This is a genomic window from Cellulomonas xiejunii, assembly GCF_024508315.1.
Lineage (GTDB): Bacteria > Actinomycetota > Actinomycetes > Actinomycetales > Cellulomonadaceae > Cellulomonas > Cellulomonas xiejunii.
This window is the reverse complement of the sequence record NZ_CP101987.1, coordinates 195,411-217,033: the sequence shown is the minus strand read 5'-3', so window position 1 is coordinate 217,033 and position 21,623 is coordinate 195,411. Positions and strand designations below refer to the sequence as shown.

The following is a 21,623-nucleotide window of genomic DNA, read 5'->3' as shown; positions in this document are numbered from 1 at the left end:
GTCGGCAGCACCCCGGGCCCCGAGCCGTCAGACGAACGGCTCCGAGCCCGCAGGCACCAGGTCGACCTCGACGCGGGGTGTCGCACCGCCGCCCTCGGTGAAGATGACCCCGCGCAGCGGCGGCACGTCGTGGTAGTCCCGCCCCCAGCCGAGCACGACGTAGCGGTCGTCGACGAGCTGGTCGTTGGTGGGGTCAGCGTCGAGCCACCCGTACCCCGGGAGCCACACCGACACCCACGCGTGCGACGCGTCGGCGCCGCGCAGCTTGGCACGCCCCGGCAGCGGCCGCGTCTCGATGTACCCCGACGCGTACCGGGCCGGCACGCCGTGCAGCCGCAGCGCCGCGATCATGAGGTGCGCGAAGTCCTGGCACACGCCCGCGCCCTGCGCGAGCAGCTGCGCCTGGGTCGTGTGCACGGTGGTCGACCCGGACCGGTACGTCAGCTCGGTGCGGATGCGGTGCAGCAGGTCGGTCACGACGTCGGCCAGCGGGCGCTCGTCCGCGAACGACGGCGCCGCCCACTGGCGCACCTCGTCGACGAACGTGACGTGCGCCGACGGCAGCACGGCCTCCCGCAGGGCGACGACGCCCGCCGCGTCCGTCCACAGGACACCCAGGTCTGCGGCGCAGACGCCCCGCGCCACGGCCCGCCAGCCCGTGTCGGGCAGGTCCGCGCGGGCCGGGGCGACCCGGCTCACCTCGAGCGTGGACCGCGCCGTCACGACCAACCGCGTGTGCGGCCGTGTCACCCCGAAGTAGGTCGTGGTGTTGCCGAACCAGTCGACGTGCCGGCCCGTGTCGGCCGGCTCGGGGTCGATCGTCAGGGACGTCGCCAGCACACGCTGGTCGGGCAGGTCCCGTGGCGTCAGCGTCGTGCGCCCGTAGGAGTCGGTGACGGGCTGCGCGTACTCGTAGGTGGTGCGGTGCACCAGGTCGTACGCCCGGCCGTTCACAGTGCACCCCCGTCGTCCGGCTCGCCGTAGCCCGAGCCCCACAGGTCGTCGAGGGCCTGGCTGGGCGCGGGCCGCGCGAAGTGCGCGCGCTCGATCTCGTCCGACGCCTCGCGCAGCCGCCACAGCATGGACTCGAGCGCGTCGGCGAGCCGCACGCGCCGCCCGTCGTCGGACACCTCGTTGCCGACGACGACGGTGTCGAGCTCCGCCACCAGGCCCGCGACACCGTGCAGCAGGTGGTCGCGCTGCGCGGCGGAGTGCGGCGCCGGGACCGACTCCAGGTCCACCAGCAGCCGGTCCAGCGCGAACGCGAGGGACCGCGGGTTGGTGCGGTCGTGGACGAGCAGGTCCAGGACGCTCGCGACGTCCGTGCGCGACTGGTGGCGGCGACGGTAGGTGATCGCCGACTCGGTGGCCAGCAGGACCGACTCCAGCAGCAGGTCCTCGACCTCGGCGGACCTGTGCTCGACCAGGGTCGCCTTGAGCACGGCGACCAGACGTTGCGCGCGTTCCAGCCGACGACCCGCGTCGAGCAGGTGCCAGCCGACGTCGCGGGTGAGCCCCTCGGCCGCGATCCCCGAGATCGCGAGCAGGCTCTCCAGGACCCGGTCGAGCGTCGGGCGCAGGCCCGCGGTCACCGAGCCGGGCGGCAGGGGTCCGACGTCGAGCAGCTCGCCGCTGTGCTGCCGCGTCCGCACCCGGGTGCGCTCGTCGCGCAGGGTCCGCTCGATGCGGGCGAGGGGCCCGAACGTGTCGGTGGACAGCTGGTCGCGCACGGTCGCGGCGGCGGCCCCCAGCCGGCGGACGGCGCGCGCCACCGACCCCGGCGTCCGCTGGTCCAGCAGCAGGTCGCGCAGTGCCGGCACGCGGGGGCCGACGTGCTCGACGTCGGGCCGGGCGGCCGCTGCCTGGCCGCCGTCGGGCAGTGCCGCGGGCGTCAGGGTCTGCAGCAGCACCGCGAGCGCCTGACCACCCGCGGTGTCGGGCGTGCGGTGGTAGTCGTCCCAGCGGTCGGCGACGGCCCGCAGCATGCGCACCCCGTCCTCGGCGCGCTCGGCGTACCGGCCCATCCAGTACAGGTTCTCGGCCGCGCGGGGGGAGATGCCGTACGCGGCGGTGCGTGCGACCCCCGCCTCGACGTCCTCCCGCAGCGCCCCGACGGCGGCCGTGGGCGCGGACGTGAGCACCCAGACGTCCTTGGCGCGCGCGCCCGCGGCCGACGACGTCACGACGTGGTCGTCCGCGACGCGCGCCAGCCCACCGGCCATCACCGTGTAGGAACCCGCGTGCGCCACGGCGAACGTCCGCATCACCGCGGCGCGCGGCCCGAGGTCGGCGGGTCCGACGCCGGACACGCCCGGCCGGTCGGTCGCGACGCCCGCGGTGGCGTCCGCCGACTCGGCGCTCGGCCCCACGTGCTCCTGCCCGACCCACCGCCACGGCTCGGCCGCGATCCGCGCCGCCAGCTGCTCGCGCTCCGCGGCCGTCAGCCGCCAGCCGAGCACCGTGGTGCTGCGCGGCCCGTGGACGACGGGCTTGAGGACGAGCTGGTCCAGACGCGCCAGGACGTGCCGCAGGGCCCGCTCCTCGCCGCACCACCACGTGGGCACGGACGCGAGCGTGAGGTCCTGGTCGAGCACGGCCCGCGCGAGACGCGGCAGGTAGCCGAGCAGCGCAGGGTTCTCCAGCACGGACGCCCCGAGGGGGTTCACGACGCTCACCGACCCCTGCCGCACGGCGTGGACCAGCCCGGGGACCCCGAGCCGCGAGCCGGCGCGCAGGTCCAGCGGGTCGCACCAGTCGCTGTCGACGCGCCGCAGGACGACGTCCACGGGCTCGAGACCGTCGATGCCCTGCAGATGGACGCGTCCGGCACGCACGACGAGGTCGCTGCCCTCGACGAGCGGCAGGCCGAGCATCGAGGCGAGGTACGCCTGGTCGAACGCCGTCTCGCTGCCCGGCCCGGGGGACAGCAGCACCGCCCGCGGGTCCTCCCCCGCGGTCGGCGGCGCGACCTCGCGCAGAGCCTTGCGCAGGGCGTGGAAGAACGGCCCGAGCCGCGCGATCGACGCCTGGCGGTACACGGGGGCCAGGACCTGCGCGGTGACGCGCCGGTCCTCCATCGCGTACCCGGCGCCCGACGGCGCCTGCGTGCGGTCGGCGACGACGCACCAACCGCCCGACGCGTCCCGTACGAGGTCCGTCGCCGTGAGGACGAGCTCGCGGCCGCCGGGCAGGCGCAGGCCGTCGACGGCCCGCAGGAACCCGGGGTGCGCGAGGACGGTCGTCGGCGGCAGGATCCGGTCGTCGAGCAGGCGCCGCGAGCCGTACAGGTCGTGCAGGACGGCGTCGAGCAGCTCGGCGCGCTGGACGAGCGCGGCGTCGAGGCGGGCCCACTCGGGCTCGTCGACCACGACGGGCTGCGGGTCGAGGCGCCACTGCTGGTCCCCGTCCGCGTGGTGGGCACCGTACGTGACGCCGTGCTCGGCGAACAGCTGCTCGGCCTGGCGCGCGGCGCGCACCAGGTCGTCGTCGGTCGGCACGGCCCCGGCCGGGAGCCACGTCCAGTCCGGCCGGTGCGTGATCGTCCCGTCGCCCAGGGGGCGCGGCGACGAGAGCAGGTCGGTCACCCCGGCAGTCTGACGCACCGGACCGTCACCGCGCCCCGGCTGACCAGCGGCGCCTGCCAGGGCGCCCGGCCCGTCGCCCGTTCGCCACGCGCGTCGCCCGTGACTCGTCACCCGTGACGGTCGTTTCGTGGCCCGCCGTCGTGCACCGCACGCCCGCGCAGAGCCAGGACCAACGTCCCGTGCCGGCACCGCCACGATGACCGCCAGGCGGGGGCAGCGCCGACCGACCGCCCGACCCCCCACCTGGAGTCCCCTGTGCGCCCGACGCCCCCCCATCACGCATCCCCGCCACGTCCCCGAGCGGCGCGGCCCCACGCGCGCCGCGCCCTGACGACGCTGCTCGCCGCGGCGTTCCTGCTGGTGGGGCTGACGCCCGCGCAGGGCGAGCCCGTCGGCGACGCCCCGACCGCTGACGGCAGCTCGTTCTCGAGCCCGCTGCCGCTGCCGCTGGACGTCCTCGACGGGACCTTCGCCGTCTCGAACGTCGGCCTCACCACGGGGACCGGCTCGGGGCCCACGACGCCGCCGAAGTACCACAACGGCCGGTGGTACGAGTTCGTCGCGCCCGCCACCACCTCCGTGGTCATCACGCTCAACAGCGCCTTCGACAACGCGCTCGAGGTCTGGACGGCGGACGGCGGGCTCGTCGGCGTCAACGACGACGGTGCCGGCTACCCGAACGCGCGCCTGACCGTGCACCTCACCGCGGGCACGGCCTACCGGTTCGCGTTCGCGGCGGTGTCCCCCGGACGCACCGGCGCCGGCACGGTGACGATCCGCCCCGCCGCCGTCCCCTCGGCGCCGACCGACGTCGTGGTGACGCCCGCCGACCGTCAGCTGGACGTCAACTGGACGGCACCGCAGTCGATCGTCGCGGGGTGGGACGTCTACTGCGCGGCGTCGGGAGGCGCGGCAGCGCCCTGCGGCACCGCGGGCGCCGCCAGCACGTCGACGACGATCACAGGCCTGACCAACGGCACCACGTACGACCTCACGATCGTCGGCCGGAACTCCCTCGGGGCAGGTCAGGGCAGCACGCCGGTGTCCGCCACCCCGCGCGCGACCACGGACGTGACGCTGGCGACCGATCCCGTGTCCCTGGTGAGCGGTGAGCCGTTCGACGTCGCAGCGACGTTCACCCGCTCCGACGGCGTCCCGGTCACCGGCACGGCGACCTTCTCCATCGGCGACGCGACCTACGGCGTGACCATCGAGGACGGGACCGCGAGGATCGTGGGCCTCGAGATGCCCGCCGGCGCCTGGCCCGTGTCGGTGAACCTGCCGGCGGCGGACGACCGCACCGCGGCCACCACGAGCGGGTCGCTCGTCGTCGACCGTGCGGCACAGACCGTCACGCTCGACCCCATCGGCTCCCTGACGTACGGCGACGCGCCGGTCACCGTGGCGGGCACCGCCACCTCCGGCGGAGCGCTGACCTTCACCGGCACCGGCGCCTGCACCGTCGACGGGACGACCCTGACCGTCGTGGCCGCCGGCGACTGCACCGTCACCGCCGCCCAGGCCGGCACCACCGAGATCCACCCCGCGACCGCGGACCGCACCGTGACGGTCGCGCAGGCGCCGCAGAGCATCTCCCTCGAACTCCCGGCGCTGGTCTACGACGAGACGGCCCCGGTCGTCGTGTCGTCCTCGCTCGACCTGCCCGTGGACCTCACGGCGTCCGGCGCGTGCGTCCTGACCGACGGCGACCTCACCGCGACCGACGTCGGCCCGTGCACCGTGACCGCCACACAGGCGGGGACGGACGACGTCGCCGCAGCCACGCCCGTCACGCTGACCACCGAGGTCGGGCGTCGCCCGCAGGAGGTCACGATCGCGCCGATCGCCGACCTGCTGTTCTCCGTCGGCCCCGTCGCGCTCACCGCCTCGTCGTCGCTCGGCCTGCCGGTCACACTCGTGGGCGAGGGCGCCTGCGTCGTCGTCGACGGGGCGTTGCACACCATCGCCTCGGGCGAGTGCACGATCACGGCCGAGCAGGCCGGGGACGCGTACACGCTGCCGGCCGTCGCCTCGACGACGATCCGCGTCGTGGGGACCGGCACGTCGGCCTCCCTGCAGCTCGACGCCGGGCTCGGCGCACCGGCGGCCGGCGCGTCGGCCACCGTCCGGGCGGTCGGCATGCTCCCCGGCTCCGAGCTCGTCGTCACGGTCTACTCGACCCCGCGCGAGCTGGCCCGCGTGACCGTGGGCGCCGACGGCACCGCGGGCGCGACGGTCGTCCTGCCCGCCGGTCTCGAGGCCGGCGACCACCGGCTCGTCGCCGCGGGTGTCGGGCTCGACGGCGCCGCGGCCTCCGCCGAGCTGGGCTTCGCTGTCGACGCCTCCGGCCGGCTCGTGCGGATCGGCGACAGCGTGCTCGTCCGCGCGGCCGCCCTGGCCGTGACGGGGACGGACGGCACCCTGCCGGTCGCGACGCTCGCCGTCGTCTGGCTGCTGCTCGGTGCCGCGCTCGTCGCGTGGCGTCGTCGCGTCGCGTGATCACGCGGGAATGACGACAGCGGGTGCCGGGCGTCACGCCCGGCACCCGCTGTCGTTCGTCGTCAGGACGGCTGCACGACCACGGCGCCGTAGCCGAACAGCGCGGGAGTGAGCTCGAGCGCCACGTCGCCCGGCTCGGCGACCGCGAACGCGATGTTGAAGTGGATGCTCGCGCCGGCGGGGATGCTGACGTCGGGCCCGGTCAGGGCGACCCCCTGGTCGGGGTCCCAGACGGCCGTCGCCGGCTGACCGGCCGACGTCGCGCTCACCTGCAGCGTGTTGGGCCGGAACGCCTCGTCGGTGCGGTTGGTGATGACGACCTGCATCTTGACGGGGACACCCGCGTCGACGCCCGTCGCGTTGTCGCTGGGCGTGTACCGCTGCGGCGCGTTGACGGCGACCTCGAGGCCGTCGCCGTAGGAGTGCGGGTCGCCGTAGCGGACGACCGTGCCGGGCTGCTCACGGATCTCGGTGATGGTCCGGTCGGCGGTGCCCTCCCCGGCGCTGGACGTGGGGGTGGAGGGCACGATGATCCGGAAGGCGACGAGCGCCGCGACCACGGCGACGACCGCGAGCAGGGCGCCCACGATGAGAACGGCGCGGCTGTGCCCGTCGGGCTCGTCGGCCAGGGACGTGGCGGTCGAGGGCGGCGTCGCGATGGCAGAGACGCCGAACCCGGCGGTCGGCACGCCGGAGCGGGGGGTGGGGACGGCGCTGAACGTGGGAGGTCGGGCACTCCTGGCGTCCGGACGTTCGGTGGTCACGCGTCGTCTCCCTGGCTCGGCGGCGACGGCGCTGCCGAGCGGTCCGGCGCGCCGTCAGGACGGGGCCCTCCGGGTGAGCCGCGGCAGGCGTGGCTGTGCAGCTCGAGACGGTCGGAGGGAAGGCCGAGACGCTCCGCGTGCGTCGTCGACCGGGCCGAAACTAGCGCCCGGATTGTCCGAAACTTCGCCCTAAACGCTTCGGACGGCCGGACTCACATCCCCCTCTCACGAGGTGACATCGCTCCGTGGCTCCAGTCGTCGCGCCCTGCGGCCGGGCGGCCGCCGCTGGGCGGACGGCGGGCGCCCGTCCCGCGGCGAGCGGATACAGTCGTCCGGACAACTGAAGACGCCGACGAGCTGTGGCGGGAGAGCCCGCCGGAGCGGGCGCCGAAGGAGCAACCTCCCCGGGAATCTCTCAGGCCACCGAACCGCCGCAGCAAGGCAACTCTGGAAAGCGACCCCACGGGGTCCACCGACGGTGCAGGCGAGCCCACGGCTCGCGAAAGCTCTCAGGTCCGATGACAGAGCGGGGAAACACCGCCCGCTCACGCGACCCGTCGCGCTGGCCTCCAGGAGCCCTTCGTGGCCGTCGTCACCCCGTCACGCCCGCACGCGCCCGCCGTCCTCGCCCCCGCCGTCCTCGCCCCCGCCGTCCTCGCCCCCGAGGTCCGCGCACCCGACGCCCTCGTCCCCGACGTCCGTGCACCGCGCCCGCACCGCCGGTTCGGCCTGGTCGCCATCGTCGTGTCCGCGGCCGCCATGGGGACCGCCGGGATGTTCGGGCGTCTGGCAGCGCCGCCCGGCGCGGTCGTCGGCGAGGCGCTGACGCTGGGTCGCATGGTGGTCGGTGCGCTCGCCATGCTCGTCGTCCTGGCCGCCACGCGGCACCTCGGCAGGCTGCGCCGCACCCGCGTGACCCCGTCCGTCGTGCTCGGCGGCGTGCTGCTGGGCCTCTCGCTCGCGACGTACCTGTCGTCGGCCGTGCTCGTGGACCTCACGCTGGCCGTCGTCCTGCACTACCTCGGCCCCGTCGTGGCGACCGTGCTCGCGGTGACCGTGCTCAAGGAGCGCGTCGGCCCGGCCGACGTGGTCTGCCTGGTCGTCGCCTTCGCCGGGATGCTGCTGGCCGCGGGGCTGGTGGGCGGCACGCCCCGGTCGGCGTCCGACGGGTACGCGCTGGGCGTCGGGCTGGGCATCGCCTCGGGCGTCCTGTACGGCGGGGCGCTGCTGTGCTACCGGTACCGCACGGACATGCCGTCCGACGTGCGCAGCTTCTGGACCTTCGTGTTCGGCGCCGTCGGCTCCGGCGCCATGGTCGCGGTCACCCGGCCCGACGTCTCGGGCATGACCGCGACGCACTGGGCGTGGGCCGGCGCGTTCTTCCTCGTGTGCGGCGTGCTGGCGCTCAGCCTGCTGGTCGTCGCCGGCAAGCACCTGCGCGCCGTCGAGCTGTCGTCGATGTCGTACCTGGAGGTCGTCGTCGCGGTGATGGTGGGTGCCGCGGTGTTCGGTGAGACGGTCTCCGCGCTCGCCGCGGCCGGCGTCGTGCTCGTCGTCGCGGCGGCGCTGCTGCCGCTGCTGACCTCGGCCCTCGGGCGACGTCCGCGGGGCAGGGACGCCCGGGTCGCCGCTCCGGGGCGTCGCCGCCAGCACGGCCGCAGGGGCGGCACCGCTGCCGGTGCCGCCCCTGCGTTGTGCGCGCGCCTGTGCGGGCGCGCGGTGGAGGTCAGGGCGCGGTGAAGACCAGCGGCTCGTAGCCGGCGATCGCCGGGACGAGCGTCAGCGTGACGTCGTCCGGGTCCTGCACGACGAACGCGAGGTCGAACGCGACGACGTCCGCGCGGCCCAGGGCGTGGCCGGGGCCGGTGAGCTCGACGCGGGAGCCGGGGTCGAGGATCTGCGCGGCCTCCTCGCCGTCGGAGACGACCGTGACCTCGAGGGTGTTGGGGACGAACTCGCCGCTCGTGCCGTTGACGACGTAGACGCGGACCTTGACGGGCTCGCCGTCGACGCCCTCGGCGCCGTCGGCGGACGCCGAGGGGACGAACGCGGTCGGCTTCTCGACCTCGACGGCCAGGCCGTTGCTGTACGCGAACGACTGGCCGAACGTCGTCTCCCCACCCTTGTAGGTGGTGCGCTCGGCCGGCTTGTCGCTGCCGCCCGCGCTCGCGGTGGACGTGCAGGCTGCTGCGGCGAGCAGGGCTGCCGCGGCGACGGCCACGACGACGGTTCGACGACGGGCAGGGGTCGAGCTGGTCACAGGTGCTCCTCGGGTCGGCGTACCGGACGCAGCCGGGCCGACGCACGAGTTACCCGCGCACCGGACGACGCGCGGAGCGCGACGACCACGACCCGGCGCGGCGGTGCGGGGGGCGCGACACGTGCCGGCGTCGATCTCCCCCTGGGCCGTCGCCAACGTAGCATCGCCGGTTCGGACGCCGATGGCCTGCGAGAAACGCCGCGAAAGTCTCGTGACCTGCGCCGACACTGTCGTCTTCGCGTCCGGACCCCCTGCGTGCTGGGCCGCCTGGGTGACGCCCGGAAGGTCCCCTCGTCACAAGATCTTCACACGCTGTCCAAGTAATGGGACGAATCGCGTCCGTGGCTCGCTCACCGGGTCACCCGGTCGACGAGCTCGACGAGCTGAGCCACGTCCCGGTCCCCGTCCAGCACCCCCAGCAGCGCCCCGGCCTCGGCGCGCAGGTCGGCCGCGCTGACCACCGTGGACCACGGCCCACCCAGGAGCCGGTCCGTCAGCAGCGCGACGACCAGGTCCTGACGCAGGCGGGGCGACGCCTCGCGGGGCGACGCGGCGTCGGCGGACCGGGCCAGGGTCCCGGAGCGCTCGACCGGCTCGCCTGCGTCGTCGAGGTAGCGCACCGTCGCCGTGACGAAGGGCCGCTCGGACCGGCCCTCGCGGAGCGCCACCTCGTACAGCGCGGTCGTCGCGTGACCCGCGAAGACCTCCCCGCCGTCGATCGCGTCGTTGCGGAAGTCCGCGTCCGCGACCGCCCGGTTCTCGTAGCCCAGCAACCGGTAGCCGGAGACCTGCGCCGGGTCGAACTCCACCTGGGCCTTCGCGTCCTTCGCGGCCACGACGAGCGAGCCGGTGAGCCCGGTGGCGAACACACGCTCGGCCTCGGCGTCACCGTCGATGTAGACGTGCCACCCGTCGCCCTGGTCCGCCAGCTGCTCGAGCAGGTGGTCGTCGTAGGTCGTGATGCCGACGCCGACCGAGATGAGGTTGATCCCCGACTTCGCCTCGGTGCTGATGCGCGCCAGGATCCCGTCGGGGTCGGTCTCCCCGACGTTCGCGACCCCGTCGCTGATGAGGACGACCCGCGTCATCCGCCCGTCGGTGCGCATCGACATGGCAACGTCGTAGCCGAGCGCGAGGCCTGCGGCGGCGTTGGTCGACTCCTGGGGCGTGAGCGCGTCGACGGCCGCGAGGACGCCGGCACGCTCGGACACGCGCGTCGGCTCGAGCACCAGGTCGGCCTCGGTGGAGTAGCAGACCATGGCCACCCGGTCGGTGGGCCGCAGCGCGGACACCAGCGTGCGCAGCGCCGCCTTGGTCGTCTCCATCTTCCCGGCGTCGCCCATCGAGCCCGAGCAGTCGACGACGAGCGCGAGGTCCGCGTCGTCGCGGGAGGCGCTCGACGTCGGGGCGCTGCTGATGCCCACGCGCACGAGCCGGTGCCCGGGCCGGAACGGCAGCGTCGTGGCGTCGATGCTGACGCCGAGGCCGCTCTCCGGGGTGCGGTAGTCCTGGTCGAAGTAGTTGACGAACTCCTCGGTGCGGACCTCGCTCGGGTCGACCGCCATCCCCTGGGAGACGGCGTCGCGGAACCGCGTGTACGAGCCCGTGTCGATGTCGAGCGCGAACGTCGACAGGGCGTCCTGCGTGGGGTCCGTCATCGCGAAGTCGGGCGCGGGCACCGAGGGGCCCGGCTCCGGGTCCGGGGGCACAGCCACGTCGTAGCCCGGTTCGGAGACGCCGCTGGCGTCGGAGTAGCCGTCGCCCGCGCTGCAGGCTCCCAGTGCCACCGCGACGACGAGCGCAGCGCCGGCCAGACCTGTCGTCCTACCGTGGTTCGTCCTCATGGCTGCCCCGTCTCGTCGTCACCGTGGTGTGGGCGCCGACGTTAGGGGCGAGGCCGGTGGCGCGGGGTAGGAGTTGCCGGCTCGTGATGGGAACGATGGCCTTCCGTGGCCGGGAAGGCCCCAGCGTGGCCGCGCCGTGACCTGGCCTTGTGCGGTTCGAGACCTGGGCGACGAGGGCGGCGGAGGTCTCGAGCCGGCCGTTCGAGGGTGTCGCCGGCGGCGCGGTCTCAGGACATCGGGTAGGCGACGTAGGCCAGCCGACGGCTGTCCGAGGCCCAGCTCGGGACGTTGATCGTCCCCTGGCCCCCGAAGAGCACGACCAGGTCCCGCACCGTCCCCGGCGCACCGTCGGCGTCGTAGGGCTCGAGGAGACGCAGGACGACGTCGAGGTCGGCCGGGTGCCCGAGCGTCCCGGGCGGGAAGCTGATGTAGGCGAGCCGGCTCCCGTCCGGGGAGACGTGCGGGAACCAGTTGACCCGCTCGTCGAACGTGAGCTGCTCGACCGACGAGCCGTCCGTGCGCATCCGGAACAGCTGCGCGTGGCCCGGCTGGGTCCGTGCCCGCTCGGAGTTGAACAGGACCCACCGACCGTCGGGGCTGAACTCGGCGCCGTCGTCGGGGAACTCGTCGTCGGTGAGCTGGACGTCCAGGCCGCCCGCGGTCGGGATGGTCCAGACGTTCGTCGTGGCGGTGCCGTCGGCGTGCGGGACCAGGCCGATGTAGGCGAGCGTCGCGCCGTCGGGCGAGATGCCGTGCAGGTAGTGGTGGAACGCCCCGCGGTCGTTCGAGACGCGCCGCGGAGCGCCGCCACCCTCGAACGGCACCGCGTACAGGTGCCCGTCCTCGGCCGACACGTAGACCGTCGCTCCGTCGGGGCTGAGCACGTGGTCGTTGTTGATGTCCGGCACGTCGCCGAGCGGCACCTCCTCCAGCTCCCCGCCGTCGGCCGGCAGCCGGAACAGCCGCCCGCCGCCGTTGACGACGAGCCACCGCCCGTCCGGCGACCAGTTGGGCGCCTCGAACAGCAAGCTCGAGGATTCGTGCACCAGCCGGTCCTCCCCGGTGACGACGTCGATCACGTGCAGCTCGGCTCGCTGGCCGGCGCGCAGGGCGCGAGGGGGCATGGTCGTCTCCGGTTCGGTCGGGCGGGGAGGTGGAGGGTGTCCGGGTCGTGCTCGGTGGTGCAGGTGGTGCGGGACGGTCAGGCGTCGCCGGCCGCGCCGCCGAGGAAGCGGGCGAACCACTTGCCGCTCCGCTTCACGGTCCGCTTCTGGGTGTCGTAGTCGACGTGGACGAGGCCGAACCGCCGTGAGTAGCCCCAGGCCCACTCGAAGTTGTCCATGGACGTCCAGGCGAAGTAGCCCTTGAGAGGCAGGCCCTGCTGCAGCGCGGCCGAGCAAGCGAGGACGTGCTGCTCGAGGTAGCGCCGCCGCCCCTCGTCCTCGATCTCGCCGTCGACGACCTCGTCGGGGTACGCCGAGCCGTTCTCCGTGATGTACAGCGGCAGGTCCGGTCGGCGACAGTGCGCCATCTCGAGCACGTCGACCATGCCCTCGGGGTGGATGGGCCAGCCCATCTGCGTGCGCGGCGCACCGGTGTCGACCATCTGCACGCTCTCGCTGCCGGGCCAGGCGAGACCCGCGGCGGCGGCTCCGGGGAGCGCGACGCCGAGCGGCGGGGCCGCGACGACGTGGCGGCTGTAGTAGTTGATGCCGAGGAAGTCGATCGGCGCCGCGATGAGCTCGGCGTCGGCCTCGTTCTGCGCGAACCACTCGGTCTCGCCGAGATCCTCGAGCACGTCCGCCGGGTACCCCTCCCCCAGCAAGGGCTCGAGGAAGAAGCGGTTCTGCAGGCCGTCGACCCGGCGCGCCGCGTCCTGGTCGGCCGCGCTCTCGCTCGCCGCGCGGACCGAGTACAGGTTGAGCACGACACCGGCCGTGGCCTCCGGGCGCGCGGCCCGGATCGCCTGCATCCCGAGCCCGTGACCGAGCAGCAGGTGGTGGGCCGCGCGCGCCGCCTGCGACCCGAGCCGCCGGCCCGGCGCATGCACTCCGCCGGCGTACCCGAGGAAGGCCGAGCACCACGGCTCGTTGAGCGTCGCCCAGTGATCGATGACGTCGCCCAGCTCGTCGACCACGAGGGCCGCGTACTCGCCGAACCGCTGGGCGGTGTCGCGCTCGAGCCAACCGCCGCGGTCCTCGAGCGCCTGCGGCAGGTCCCAGTGGTAGAGCGTCACCCACGGGGTGATGCCGCGCTCGAGCAGCGCCTCGCTGAGCTCACGGTAGAACCGCAGGCCCGCGGGGTTGGCCGGGCCCGTGCCATCCGCCTGGATGCGCGGCCACGCGATCGAGAACCGGTAGGCGTTCGTGCCGAGGTCCGCCAGCATCGCGACGTCCTCACGGAAGCGCCGGTAGTGGTCGTCGGCCAGGTCCCCTGTCCGCCCGTCGGCGATCGCCCCGGGCACCCGGGTGAAGGTGTCCCAGATGCTCGGCCCCCGACCGTCGACGTCGGTCGCGCCCTCGACCTGGTAGGAGGCGGTGGCGGTGCCCCAGGCGAAGTCCTGGGGGAAGCGGCTGCGGTCGGCGGTCACGGTGGTCACACGTCCTTCACTTGAGGTGGGTGGTCTTGTGCCTGGGTGGTCAGGCGTGCGGCTTGATGTTGAGGTTGACGCCGAGCACGTCCTCGGTATCGACGATGGTCCAGCTGCCGTCGTCGTACACGCCGACGGTCCGCAGGGCGTGACCCGTTGCCTCCAGCTCGCCGACGACGGCGTCGCGCGCCTCGCCGACCTGGAAGCCCAGGTGGTGCACGCCGTTGCCGTGCCGGTCGAGGAACTCCCGGAACGTCGACGGGTTCTCGTCGGGCTCGTGGAGCTCGACGACGAAGCCCCGCTCCGGGCAGTCGAGGACGGCCAGCTTGAGCCCGTAGGCCGCGGTCTCGCCGCGGTAGGTTTCGTTCGGGTTCGGCGCCGGGCCGGTCTCCCGGACCTCCGGCCGGGGCAGGTCGAGCAGCTCGCACCAGGCGTCGAGCGCTGCCTCGATGTCCTCGACGACGACAGCGACCTGGATGAACCCCGTCAAGGGCACGGGGTGGCGCACGCTCACGCCTCCTTGGCGGGCGCGAGCCAGTCGCCGTCCCCGTTCTCGGTGATCGCGATGAGGACGTGGTCGCGCGGGATGCCGAGGGCCGCGAGGCGGTCGACCACGAGCGCGGCGCCGCGCTGCTTCACCTCGGGGGTGTACCCGTTGTACGCGAGGATCTGGATGATGACGACGTCGCTCCGATCGGCGTCGGGGTACGTCCGGCTGAAGAACAGGTCGCCCGGCGCGTGCAGCCGGAAGACGTGGAACAGGTCGTCCGCCGGCATCCCCCAGCCCTCGACGAGGGCGCTGTGGATGGCCTCGCTCATCGCGGGGCGCAGGTCGGCATGGTGGTCGTGCAGGTCGACACGGACGAGCGGCATGGCTTTCCTCGGTCTCTTCGGTGGTCGGAACGTCGGCTCAGGCGTTGCTCGGGTCGTCGGCGTCGAGCCAGTTCTCGGGCGAGGGCACGAGCTCCTCCACCCGAGCCCAGAACTCCTCGGGCAGGTCGGCCGACGCCGCCGCGAGCGTGGAGGCGATCCGGTGGCGCTTGCTGATCCCGACGATGGTGGTGGCCACGCGCGGGTCGCGCGTGGAGAACCGGATGGCCGCCGTCGCGAGGTCGGTGCCGAACTCCCGGCACAGATCCCGCAGGGCGGCGACGGCGGCGAGCGTCGCGGGGCGCGCCGGCCGGTACCCGTAGGTGGTGTTCGAGCCCGTCGGATCGGCCAGGATGCCGCCTCCGAGCACCGCGGCGTTGACCACGGCCATGCCGCGCTCCTGCGCGCGGGCGATGAGGTCCCCCGCGCTGCGGTCCACGAGCGTCCAGCGGTTGTGCACGAGGAGCACCTCGAACACGCCCAGCTCGACGTAGCGGGCCATCTGCCGCACGTCGCCGCCGGCGAGCCCGATGTGCCCGACCTCGCCCCGCTCGCGCGCCGCGACGAGCGCGTGCACCGCGCCGCCCGGCGCCGTCATGGCGTCGAAGTCGTGGAACTCCGGGTCGTGCAGGTGCACGAGGGGCAGCGGGTCGATGCCGAGCCGCTCGCGGCTCTCCGCGAGCGAGGCGCGCACGCGGTCCCCGCTGTAGTCCGAGCCGCGCGGGTCCACCTTGGTGACGACGACGACGTCGTCGGGCAGGCCGCCGTACTCGGCGATCGCGCGCCCGATCCGCTCCTCGCTGCGACCGCCCGAGTAGCCGTTGGACGTGTCGATGGTGCGGATGGGGCTGTCGAGGACCGCCGCCACCAGGTCGACGGCGTCCCGCTCGGCCACCTCGTAGCCGAAGTTCTCGGGCATGCTGCCGAGCGGGCCGCCCCCGAGCGTGACCTGGCTGACCGTCAGCCCGGTCGAGCCCAGCGGGTTCATGACCGGGGCCGTCACGCCTGCACCACCGCGTGGACGAGGCCGTCGGGGTCGGCGACGAGCTCGGTGCCGAAGGCGGTGCCGACGGGCGTGGCGCCCACGGGGGCGGCGTCGCCGTCGAGCACGACGGCGGCGAAGCCCGGGCCACCGACCTGCGGCTCGCGCGTCGTCTTCTCACCGCGCTCGAACGTGAAGATCTCGAGCGAGCTGTCGCCGTCGCGCAGGAAGGCGATCTCGAACCCCCGGGAGTCACCCGGCTGGTGGATCCCGGCCATGAGGCGGTACCCGAGCGCGCCGTAGTACTCCTGGGTGACGCCGAGGTCGGCGACCGTTTCCCCGACGTGGTCGAAGCGCGGGCGCGACGGCGTGCCGAGAGCCCAGTCGGCATCGACCAGCTCGCGGTCGTAGACCTCGTGGTACTGCAGCGGGCCCTCGACGAGCTCGACCATCGTGCCGTCGGGGTCGTAGAAGAAGGTGAGCCGCACGTCGCCCTCGGCGTTCAGCGGCTCGAGGTGGAACGGCACGTCCGCCTCGTGGAGCGCGGCGGCGCGGGCGTCGATGTCGGCGACCTTGAAGCCGATGTGGCGGAACCCGCGCTGCAGGTCGTCCGTCACGAAGGTCGACTCCTCGGCGCGCTCGGGGTCGAGCCGCTCGAGGCGCAGCGTCGCGGTGACGGCGTCGAGGACGGCCGCCTCCTCGGACTGCTCGAGCACCTCGACGCCCAGGTGGCGCCTGTAGAAGTCCACCGAGCGGTGGACGTCGGTGACGTTGATCAGGATGGATCGGATGGCCACGGCGTGGTCCTCTCTGACACGGCCGCGCGACGTCGCGCGGCGATTACTAACGATACTTAATTTAGATATTAGTGGCGATGGTGGTGGTCTTGTGCGACACCGGTAGGGGGCTAGGAGCGGGCCGGTTCCCGGCGGACCCGGGCGTGCGGCATGAGCACGTGCTGGAGCGCCAGGGTCGCCGCCCCGGAGGCGGCGGCGTCGGCCCCCGGCGTGGACAGCTCGACCGTCACCGAGTGGATCGCGCGGATGCGGGCGACCCGCGCGACGCGCTCCCGAATGTGGCGGACGTAGATGGCGCCGGCGTCGACGAACCCTGGTCCGGCGAGGTAGAGCAGGTCGAGGTCGAGCAGGTTGACGACGGACAGCACCGCCGCCGCGACGTAGCGCGCCGAGTCCTCGACGAGCTCACGCGGGCGCTCGCGTCCCTCCGCGGCCGCGCGCGCGACGGCGTCGAAGTCCTGCCGGACGTGCGCCTCGTCCCCGGAGAGACCGAGCTCGGCGGCGAGCCCCGGGGACCCGAGCGCGCGCCGCACGACCGCTCGCGGGGCGGCGAGCATCTCCAGGCAGCCGCGGGAGCCGCACCAGCACTCGGGCCCATCGATGTCGACGACCATGTGCCCGAGCTCCCCCACGTTCGAGGAGGCCCCTCGGCTCACGCCGCCGCCGACCATCAGCCCCATCCCGAACCCCAGCGACATGTAGAGCGTCGCGAAGTCCTGCGTCGCCGGGATCCGGCCGGTCCAGTACTGCCCGAGGGCGGCGCACGCAGCGTCGTTGTCCCGGACGACCGGCAGGCCCACCCGCTTCTGCAGCGCCTCCTGGACGGCAAAGGAGTCCCACTCGTCGGTCGTCGCCGACCAGCCGTCGACGCCGGTCCCGAGGTCCAGGCCCGCGCCCGCCACCCCGACGCCGACGATGTCCTCGACGGGCAGGTCGACCTGGCGGAAGAGCATCTCGAGCTCGTCGGCGATGCGCGGGACCGTGACGCTCGGGGTGGACTGGCCGATCCCCGGGGAGACGAGCTGGCCGACGACTTCGCCCCCGAGGTCCACGACCACGTAGCTGAGCCGGGCGACGTCGAGAGAGAGGCCCACCGCGTAGCGTGCCCGCGGGTTGAGCTCGAGCAGGCTGCGCCGCTTGCCTCCGGTCGGGTCGCCGTAGCCGGTCTCCACGAGCAGCCGGTCGTCGAGGAGCGACTTGACGAACCGGGTGATGGAGGCCGCCGTCAGGCCGGACATCTCCGCGAGCTCGATCCGGCTCACCGTGCCGCTCGAGCGCACCATGTCGAGGATCGCGCTGCGCGTCCGCGCGGCGGACGGACCCAGCGATCGCACCGCCCTCATGTCGTCTCCCCGAGGACGACGAAGGGCGCCGGCGCCCGGTCCTGCGTCGTCCGGTCCCCCGCCAGCGCGCCGAGCATGCGCTCGCCGAGCATGGCTCCGATCTCCACGCCGCGGCGGTTGAGCGCGGTGATCGACGGCGTCGTGCTCTGGCACAGCGTCGAGTACGTCCAGGACACGATGGCCACGTCCTGCGGGACGCGCAGGCCGCGCTCGCGGAACGCGGCGAGCGCCGCCGCCGCGTGGACGTCGCTGTGGAACACCAGGGTCGCCGGGCCTGCGGCGAGCGCCGCCGTGGCCGCCGTGACGACCGCTTCCCCGCCCTGACCGGCGTGGACGACCTCGAACGAGTCGTCCACCTCGCCGTCCTCGAGCACCGCCGCGCCCTCGACGACCGTGTGCCAGGGGGCGTCGTCGCGGTCATCCTGGGCGACGACGTAGACCGTCCGGCGCTGGCCGCGCCCGGCGAGGAAGGTCCGCAGCGCCGCGACCGACCCCTCGACATCGACGACGACGGCGGGGAAGCCGTTGCCGTGGCTCGCGTGGGCGACCGCCGCCACGGGCAGGCCCAGCTCCGCCAGAGCGGGGAGGCGCGGGTCGTCCGTCCGCACCCCCAGGAGCGCGACCCCGGTGATCCCGCCCATGCTGGCCCAGTGTCGGTAGAGCTGCTCCTCCGCCTCGTCGTCGCGCACGACGCGAGTCATGAGCGAGGTGCCCTCCTCGACGAGCCGGCCGGCGAGCGCTCCCACCAGCGCCGTCACGAAATGGTCCTCCGAGATGCGCGCCGGAACGGCGAGGCCCACGGCACTCACGTCGTCTCCCTCATCTGCGCTCCTCCACCGTCCCGGTCGGACCGTTCGGCCCCGCCGCCCCCCGGGCGGCGGGGCCGAACGCTACTTGATGGCACCCGCAGCCATGCCGCGTTCGAAGTGCTTCTGCAGAGATATATACGCGATGATCGTCGGCAGCGCCGTGACGACGGCAGCGGCGAGAATCTTCGGGGTGTCGTCGTTGTACTGACGGCGGAAGAACTCCGGCAGCATCGTCACCACGCCCATGCCCTCGTCGATGAGGAAGACCTTGGGCAGCAGGTAGGCGTTCCAGGCGTGGATGAGCACGAGGACGACGAGCGCCACGGCGATCGGGCGGGCGAGCGGCACGAGGATGTGCCAGAACATCCGCCACGTGTTCGCACCGTCGAGACGCGCGGCCTCGAACAGCGAGTCCGGGATGCCGTCGACGAACCCGCGGGCGATGAGCACCGTGAAGGGGATCTGCAGCGCCGCGATCGGCAGGATGACGGACCAGAAGGTGCCCAGCAGTCCGAGGTTGACCGCCGTCGCGTACAGCGGGGCGATGAGGACCACCTCGGGCAACGTGAGCGCCACCATCATCATCCAGAAGTAGACCTCCTTGTTCCGCACGTGCAGCTTCGAGAAGCCGAACGCGGCCATGAGGGTCGCCAGGTAGATGATCACCATCGAGCCGCCGGCCACGATCGCCGAGTTCATGAAGAACCGTGCGAATCCCGGGACCGACAGGACAGCGGTGTAGTTCCCCCACCCCGCCCCGGAGAACGAGCGCGAGACCATCGCGTACAGCGGGATGAGGAACGGGATGACCGCGATCGTGACGAGGATCTGCAGAGTCAGCCTCGACCGCAGCGTGCGGGTCTCAAACACGGGGGGCCTTCTTCCCAACGACGGGCGTGCGCTCGCGGCTGCGCAACTGGATGACGACCGACACCGTCACCGCGATGACCAGGAGGATGACGGACAACGCCGCGGCGTATCCGAGGTTGCGGGAGGATCCAGCCGTCTCGGCGTAGATCATCGTCCCGAGGAACTCCGACGAGTGCGACGGCCCGCCCTGCGTGATCAGCCAGACGCTGTCGAACAGCTTCAGCGCGGTGATGAAGTTGAGGATGGCGAGCGAGACCGTCGTCCCCTTGAGGTTCGGCAGGACGACCGAGAACAGCAGCCGGATGTTGCCGGCGCCGTCGATCCGCGCTGCCTCGACCATCTCGGGTTCGATCTGGGCCATGCCGGCGTAGTAGAGGATGAAGCCGAACCCGATCGAGCCCCAGCAGCCGACGAGGATGATGACGAGCAACGACGTCGTCGACTGCCCGAGCCAGCCCTGCATGAGGGAGTCCAGGCCGAGCGCGTCCAGGATCGCGTTGACCGTCCCGTTCGTCTGCCACACCTCGATGTGGGCCGGGGCGAGGACGGCCGGGGCGACGAACACCGGCGTGACGACGATGACCTTGTAGACGTTGGCCAGAAAGATCTTCGAGTGCATCACCGCGGCGAAAAGGACCGCGCCGACGACCTGGACCGTGAACACGACGACGAAGTACACCAGCGTGTTGCGCAGCGCCGTCCAGAACACCGGGTCGGAGAACGCCTCGACGTAGTTGTCGAAGCCCGCCGGGATCATCGGCCGGCGACCACCGCCCCAGTCGAAGAACGACAGGTAGCCGGAATAGATGATGCTGTAGTAGATCAGCCCGACGGACAGGATGAAGCCTGGAAGGATCCACCGCAGGCCGCCCGGGACGAGGCGGGGGGCGCGTGCGCGCCTCCCGCCCCGCCGCGGTGCCCGAGGAGCGCCTTCGGAACCGACGGTGACCGGGCCCGTGGTCGTGACCATCGTGAAACCTCTCGCCTCGCTCGGGTGCTCTGCTGTCAGTCCTCGACGCCGACCGTGCTGTCCTCCGCGCTCGCCTCCATGTCGGCGGCGATGTCCTCCACCGACCGGTCCACGGTCGGGTCGAGGACCTGCTGGATGGCCAGGATGATGGCGTCGAGCGCGGACTCGGTCGTCTGCCACTGCCGCGACTGCGTCGTCTCGGTGCTGTCCTTCATGAGCTGCTCGATCGCGGGGCGCTGCACCTCGTTGTCGACGAGCTCGATGGCGTCCCAGTCGGGGGTGACGCCCTGGAGGGCGGGCAGCAGGTCCATCGCGTTGACGACGTTCTGCTGGCCGGTCTTGGTCATCGTCATCCACGTGAGGAAGGTCTTGGCCGCGGCGATGTTCGGGGAGTCCGCGTTGATCGCCAGGCCGTAGTCGACCTCACCGAAGTACACGGAGCCGTTGCCCTTGCCCGCGACGTCCGGGAACGGCGCCGGGAGCTGCACGAAGCACTCCGGGTTGCTGACGGCCGCGGCCTCCATCGCGGCGACGCAGGACTCGGCGCCGGCGTACTGGGTGTACCAGAAGCCCATCTGGACCATGGCGGCATCGCCGCGCATGAACTCCTCGTTGGCGAGCGGGTACTGGGTCGAGTCGAGCGCGTTGGAGGCGATGATGCCGTCGTCGCGCATGTCACTGATGATCTGGAGGACCTCGATGCCCTGCGGGTCGTCCCACTTGGCCTGACCCGTGGCGGCCTTGATAAACCACTCCGGGTCCACCGAGTTCGCGATCGAGTGGTACATCTCCGACGGGAACGTGTCCGACCCGCCGGCACCCATCGTGAAGCAGCCCTTGCCGATGGCGGCGATGTCATCGCAGGCCTTCACCCACGAGTCGTAGTCGGTCGGGACCTCGGCCCCGGCCTCCTCGAAGATGTCCGCGTTGTACCAGAGGAAGCCCGCCGCCATGCCGCCGAGCGGCATGGAGACCAGGCGGCCCTCGGAGTCGCGGAGCTGGTCGAGGTAGCCGCCGCCGAACGCCGACTCGTAGTCGTCACCCAGGACGTCCTGCGCGATGGGCTCGAGGTCGAGCGCGTAGCCGCCCCACGTGTCGGGCGAGCCGCCGGCGGGCGAGAGGTTGAAGATGTCGGGGCCCTCACCGGAGTCGAGCGCCGGCGCGAGCGTCGTGCGGAAGTCGACGTTCTCGAAGTTCCGGTAGGTGACCTCGATGTCGGGGTACTCCTTGTTGAACTCCTCGATGTACCGCTCCGCGACGGGAGTGTCAGGAGTCCAGCCCCACCACGTCACCGTCCCGGACTCGGCGGCCTCGACGGCTGCCGCTCCGCCCTCCTCCTGCGCGTCTCCGCCGCTGCTGCACGCGGCGAGGCAAAGCGTCATCACCGCGGCGGCCGCCGCGGCCTTCGTGTACCTGGACGTAGCCACTGGTCGTTCCTTCC

The 21,623-nt window shown here is 73.1% G+C and carries 18 protein-coding genes and 2 riboswitches; of the genes, 2 read left to right on the top strand and 16 right to left on the bottom strand.

The window, feature by feature from the left end; all coding sequences use genetic code 11:
* Positions 1–27: 27 nt before the first annotated feature.
* Positions 28–954: a transglutaminase family protein gene (locus NP048_RS00975; RefSeq protein WP_227577110.1), complete on the bottom strand. Its 927-nt coding sequence runs from the start codon at positions 952–954 to the stop codon at positions 28–30.
* Positions 951–3,584 (bottom strand): circularly permuted type 2 ATP-grasp protein, encoded by a 2,634-nt coding sequence (locus tag NP048_RS00970; protein ID WP_227577109.1) that lies wholly within the window; start codon positions 3,582–3,584, stop codon positions 951–953. The genes NP048_RS00975 and NP048_RS00970 overlap by 4 nt, the downstream gene beginning before the upstream one ends.
* 255 nt (positions 3,585–3,839) lie before the next feature.
* Here NP048_RS00970 and NP048_RS00965 point away from each other — a divergent pair, with 255 nt between their 5' ends.
* Positions 3,840–6,083, top strand: coding sequence for a fibronectin type III domain-containing protein (locus NP048_RS00965; protein ID WP_227577108.1), 2,244 nt, complete (start codon positions 3,840–3,842; stop codon positions 6,081–6,083).
* A gap of 62 nt (positions 6,084–6,145) precedes the next feature.
* Here the strand turns inward: NP048_RS00965 and NP048_RS00960 are convergent, their stop codons facing one another.
* Positions 6,146–6,847: a hypothetical protein gene (locus NP048_RS00960; RefSeq protein ID WP_227577107.1), complete on the bottom strand. Its 702-nt coding sequence runs from the start codon at positions 6,845–6,847 to the stop codon at positions 6,146–6,148.
* A 353-nt stretch (positions 6,848–7,200) separates the two neighbouring features.
* Positions 7,201–7,288: riboswitch (glycine riboswitch) on the top strand.
* Between the two features lies 1 nt (position 7,289).
* A riboswitch (glycine riboswitch) is annotated at positions 7,290–7,382 on the top strand.
* Between the two features lie 47 nt (positions 7,383–7,429).
* On the opposite strand from NP048_RS00960, the gene NP048_RS00955 reads away from it, so the two are divergent.
* Positions 7,430–8,587, top strand: coding sequence for a DMT family transporter (locus NP048_RS00955; RefSeq protein ID WP_227577106.1), 1,158 nt, complete (start codon positions 7,430–7,432; stop codon positions 8,585–8,587).
* Here NP048_RS00955 and NP048_RS00950 read toward each other — a convergent pair.
* From NP048_RS00950 to NP048_RS00890, 13 genes are all read right to left on the bottom strand, one after another.
* Positions 8,574–9,107, bottom strand: a complete 534-nt coding sequence (locus NP048_RS00950) for a hypothetical protein (RefSeq protein WP_227577105.1) — start codon at positions 9,105–9,107, stop codon at positions 8,574–8,576. The two genes, NP048_RS00955 and NP048_RS00950, sit on opposite strands and share 14 nt — an antisense overlap.
* A 350-nt stretch (positions 9,108–9,457) precedes the next feature.
* On the bottom strand, positions 9,458–10,951 hold the full coding sequence (locus NP048_RS00945; protein ID WP_227577104.1) for a vWA domain-containing protein: 1,494 nt from the start codon (positions 10,949–10,951) through the stop codon (positions 9,458–9,460).
* 227 nt (positions 10,952–11,178) lie between these two features.
* Positions 11,179–12,075: a TolB family protein gene (locus NP048_RS00940; protein ID WP_227577103.1), complete on the bottom strand. Its 897-nt coding sequence runs from the start codon at positions 12,073–12,075 to the stop codon at positions 11,179–11,181.
* A 77-nt stretch (positions 12,076–12,152) separates the two neighbouring features.
* Positions 12,153–13,550 carry a GH1 family beta-glucosidase gene (locus NP048_RS00935; RefSeq protein WP_227577102.1) on the bottom strand — a complete coding sequence of 466 codons (1,398 nt, stop codon included), beginning with the start codon at positions 13,548–13,550 and terminating at the stop codon, positions 12,153–12,155.
* 40 nt (positions 13,551–13,590) lie between these two features.
* Complete coding sequence (locus NP048_RS00930) at positions 13,591–14,055, bottom strand: VOC family protein (protein WP_227577101.1); 465 nt, start codon at positions 14,053–14,055, stop codon at positions 13,591–13,593.
* Positions 14,052–14,414, bottom strand: a complete 363-nt coding sequence (locus NP048_RS00925) for a tautomerase family protein (protein ID WP_227577100.1) — start codon at positions 14,412–14,414, stop codon at positions 14,052–14,054. Before NP048_RS00925 ends, NP048_RS00930 begins: the two co-directional genes overlap by 4 nt.
* A 37-nt stretch (positions 14,415–14,451) precedes the next feature.
* Positions 14,452–15,414, bottom strand: a complete 963-nt coding sequence (locus NP048_RS00920) for an aldo/keto reductase (RefSeq protein WP_227577099.1) — start codon at positions 15,412–15,414, stop codon at positions 14,452–14,454.
* Positions 15,411–16,190 carry a VOC family protein gene (locus NP048_RS00915; protein WP_227577098.1) on the bottom strand — a complete coding sequence of 260 codons (780 nt, stop codon included), beginning with the start codon at positions 16,188–16,190 and terminating at the stop codon, positions 15,411–15,413. The genes NP048_RS00920 and NP048_RS00915 overlap by 4 nt, the downstream gene beginning before the upstream one ends.
* Positions 16,191–16,300: 110 nt before the next feature.
* Positions 16,301–17,533 (bottom strand): ROK family transcriptional regulator, encoded by a 1,233-nt coding sequence (locus NP048_RS00910; protein ID WP_227577097.1) that lies wholly within the window; start codon positions 17,531–17,533, stop codon positions 16,301–16,303.
* On the bottom strand, positions 17,530–18,342 hold the full coding sequence (locus tag NP048_RS00905) for a substrate-binding domain-containing protein (protein ID WP_227577096.1): 813 nt from the start codon (positions 18,340–18,342) through the stop codon (positions 17,530–17,532). Before NP048_RS00905 ends, NP048_RS00910 begins: the two co-directional genes overlap by 4 nt.
* A gap of 81 nt (positions 18,343–18,423) precedes the next feature.
* Positions 18,424–19,212, bottom strand: a complete 789-nt coding sequence (locus NP048_RS00900; RefSeq protein ID WP_227577095.1) for a carbohydrate ABC transporter permease — start codon at positions 19,210–19,212, stop codon at positions 18,424–18,426.
* Positions 19,205–20,182: a carbohydrate ABC transporter permease gene (locus NP048_RS00895; RefSeq protein ID WP_227577094.1), complete on the bottom strand. Its 978-nt coding sequence runs from the start codon at positions 20,180–20,182 to the stop codon at positions 19,205–19,207. Before NP048_RS00895 ends, NP048_RS00900 begins: the two co-directional genes overlap by 8 nt.
* Before the next feature lie 35 nt (positions 20,183–20,217).
* Entirely contained in the window at positions 20,218–21,609 is a 1,392-nt protein-coding gene (locus tag NP048_RS00890) for an ABC transporter substrate-binding protein (protein ID WP_227577093.1), read from the bottom strand.
* Positions 21,610–21,623: the final 14 nt, after the last annotated feature.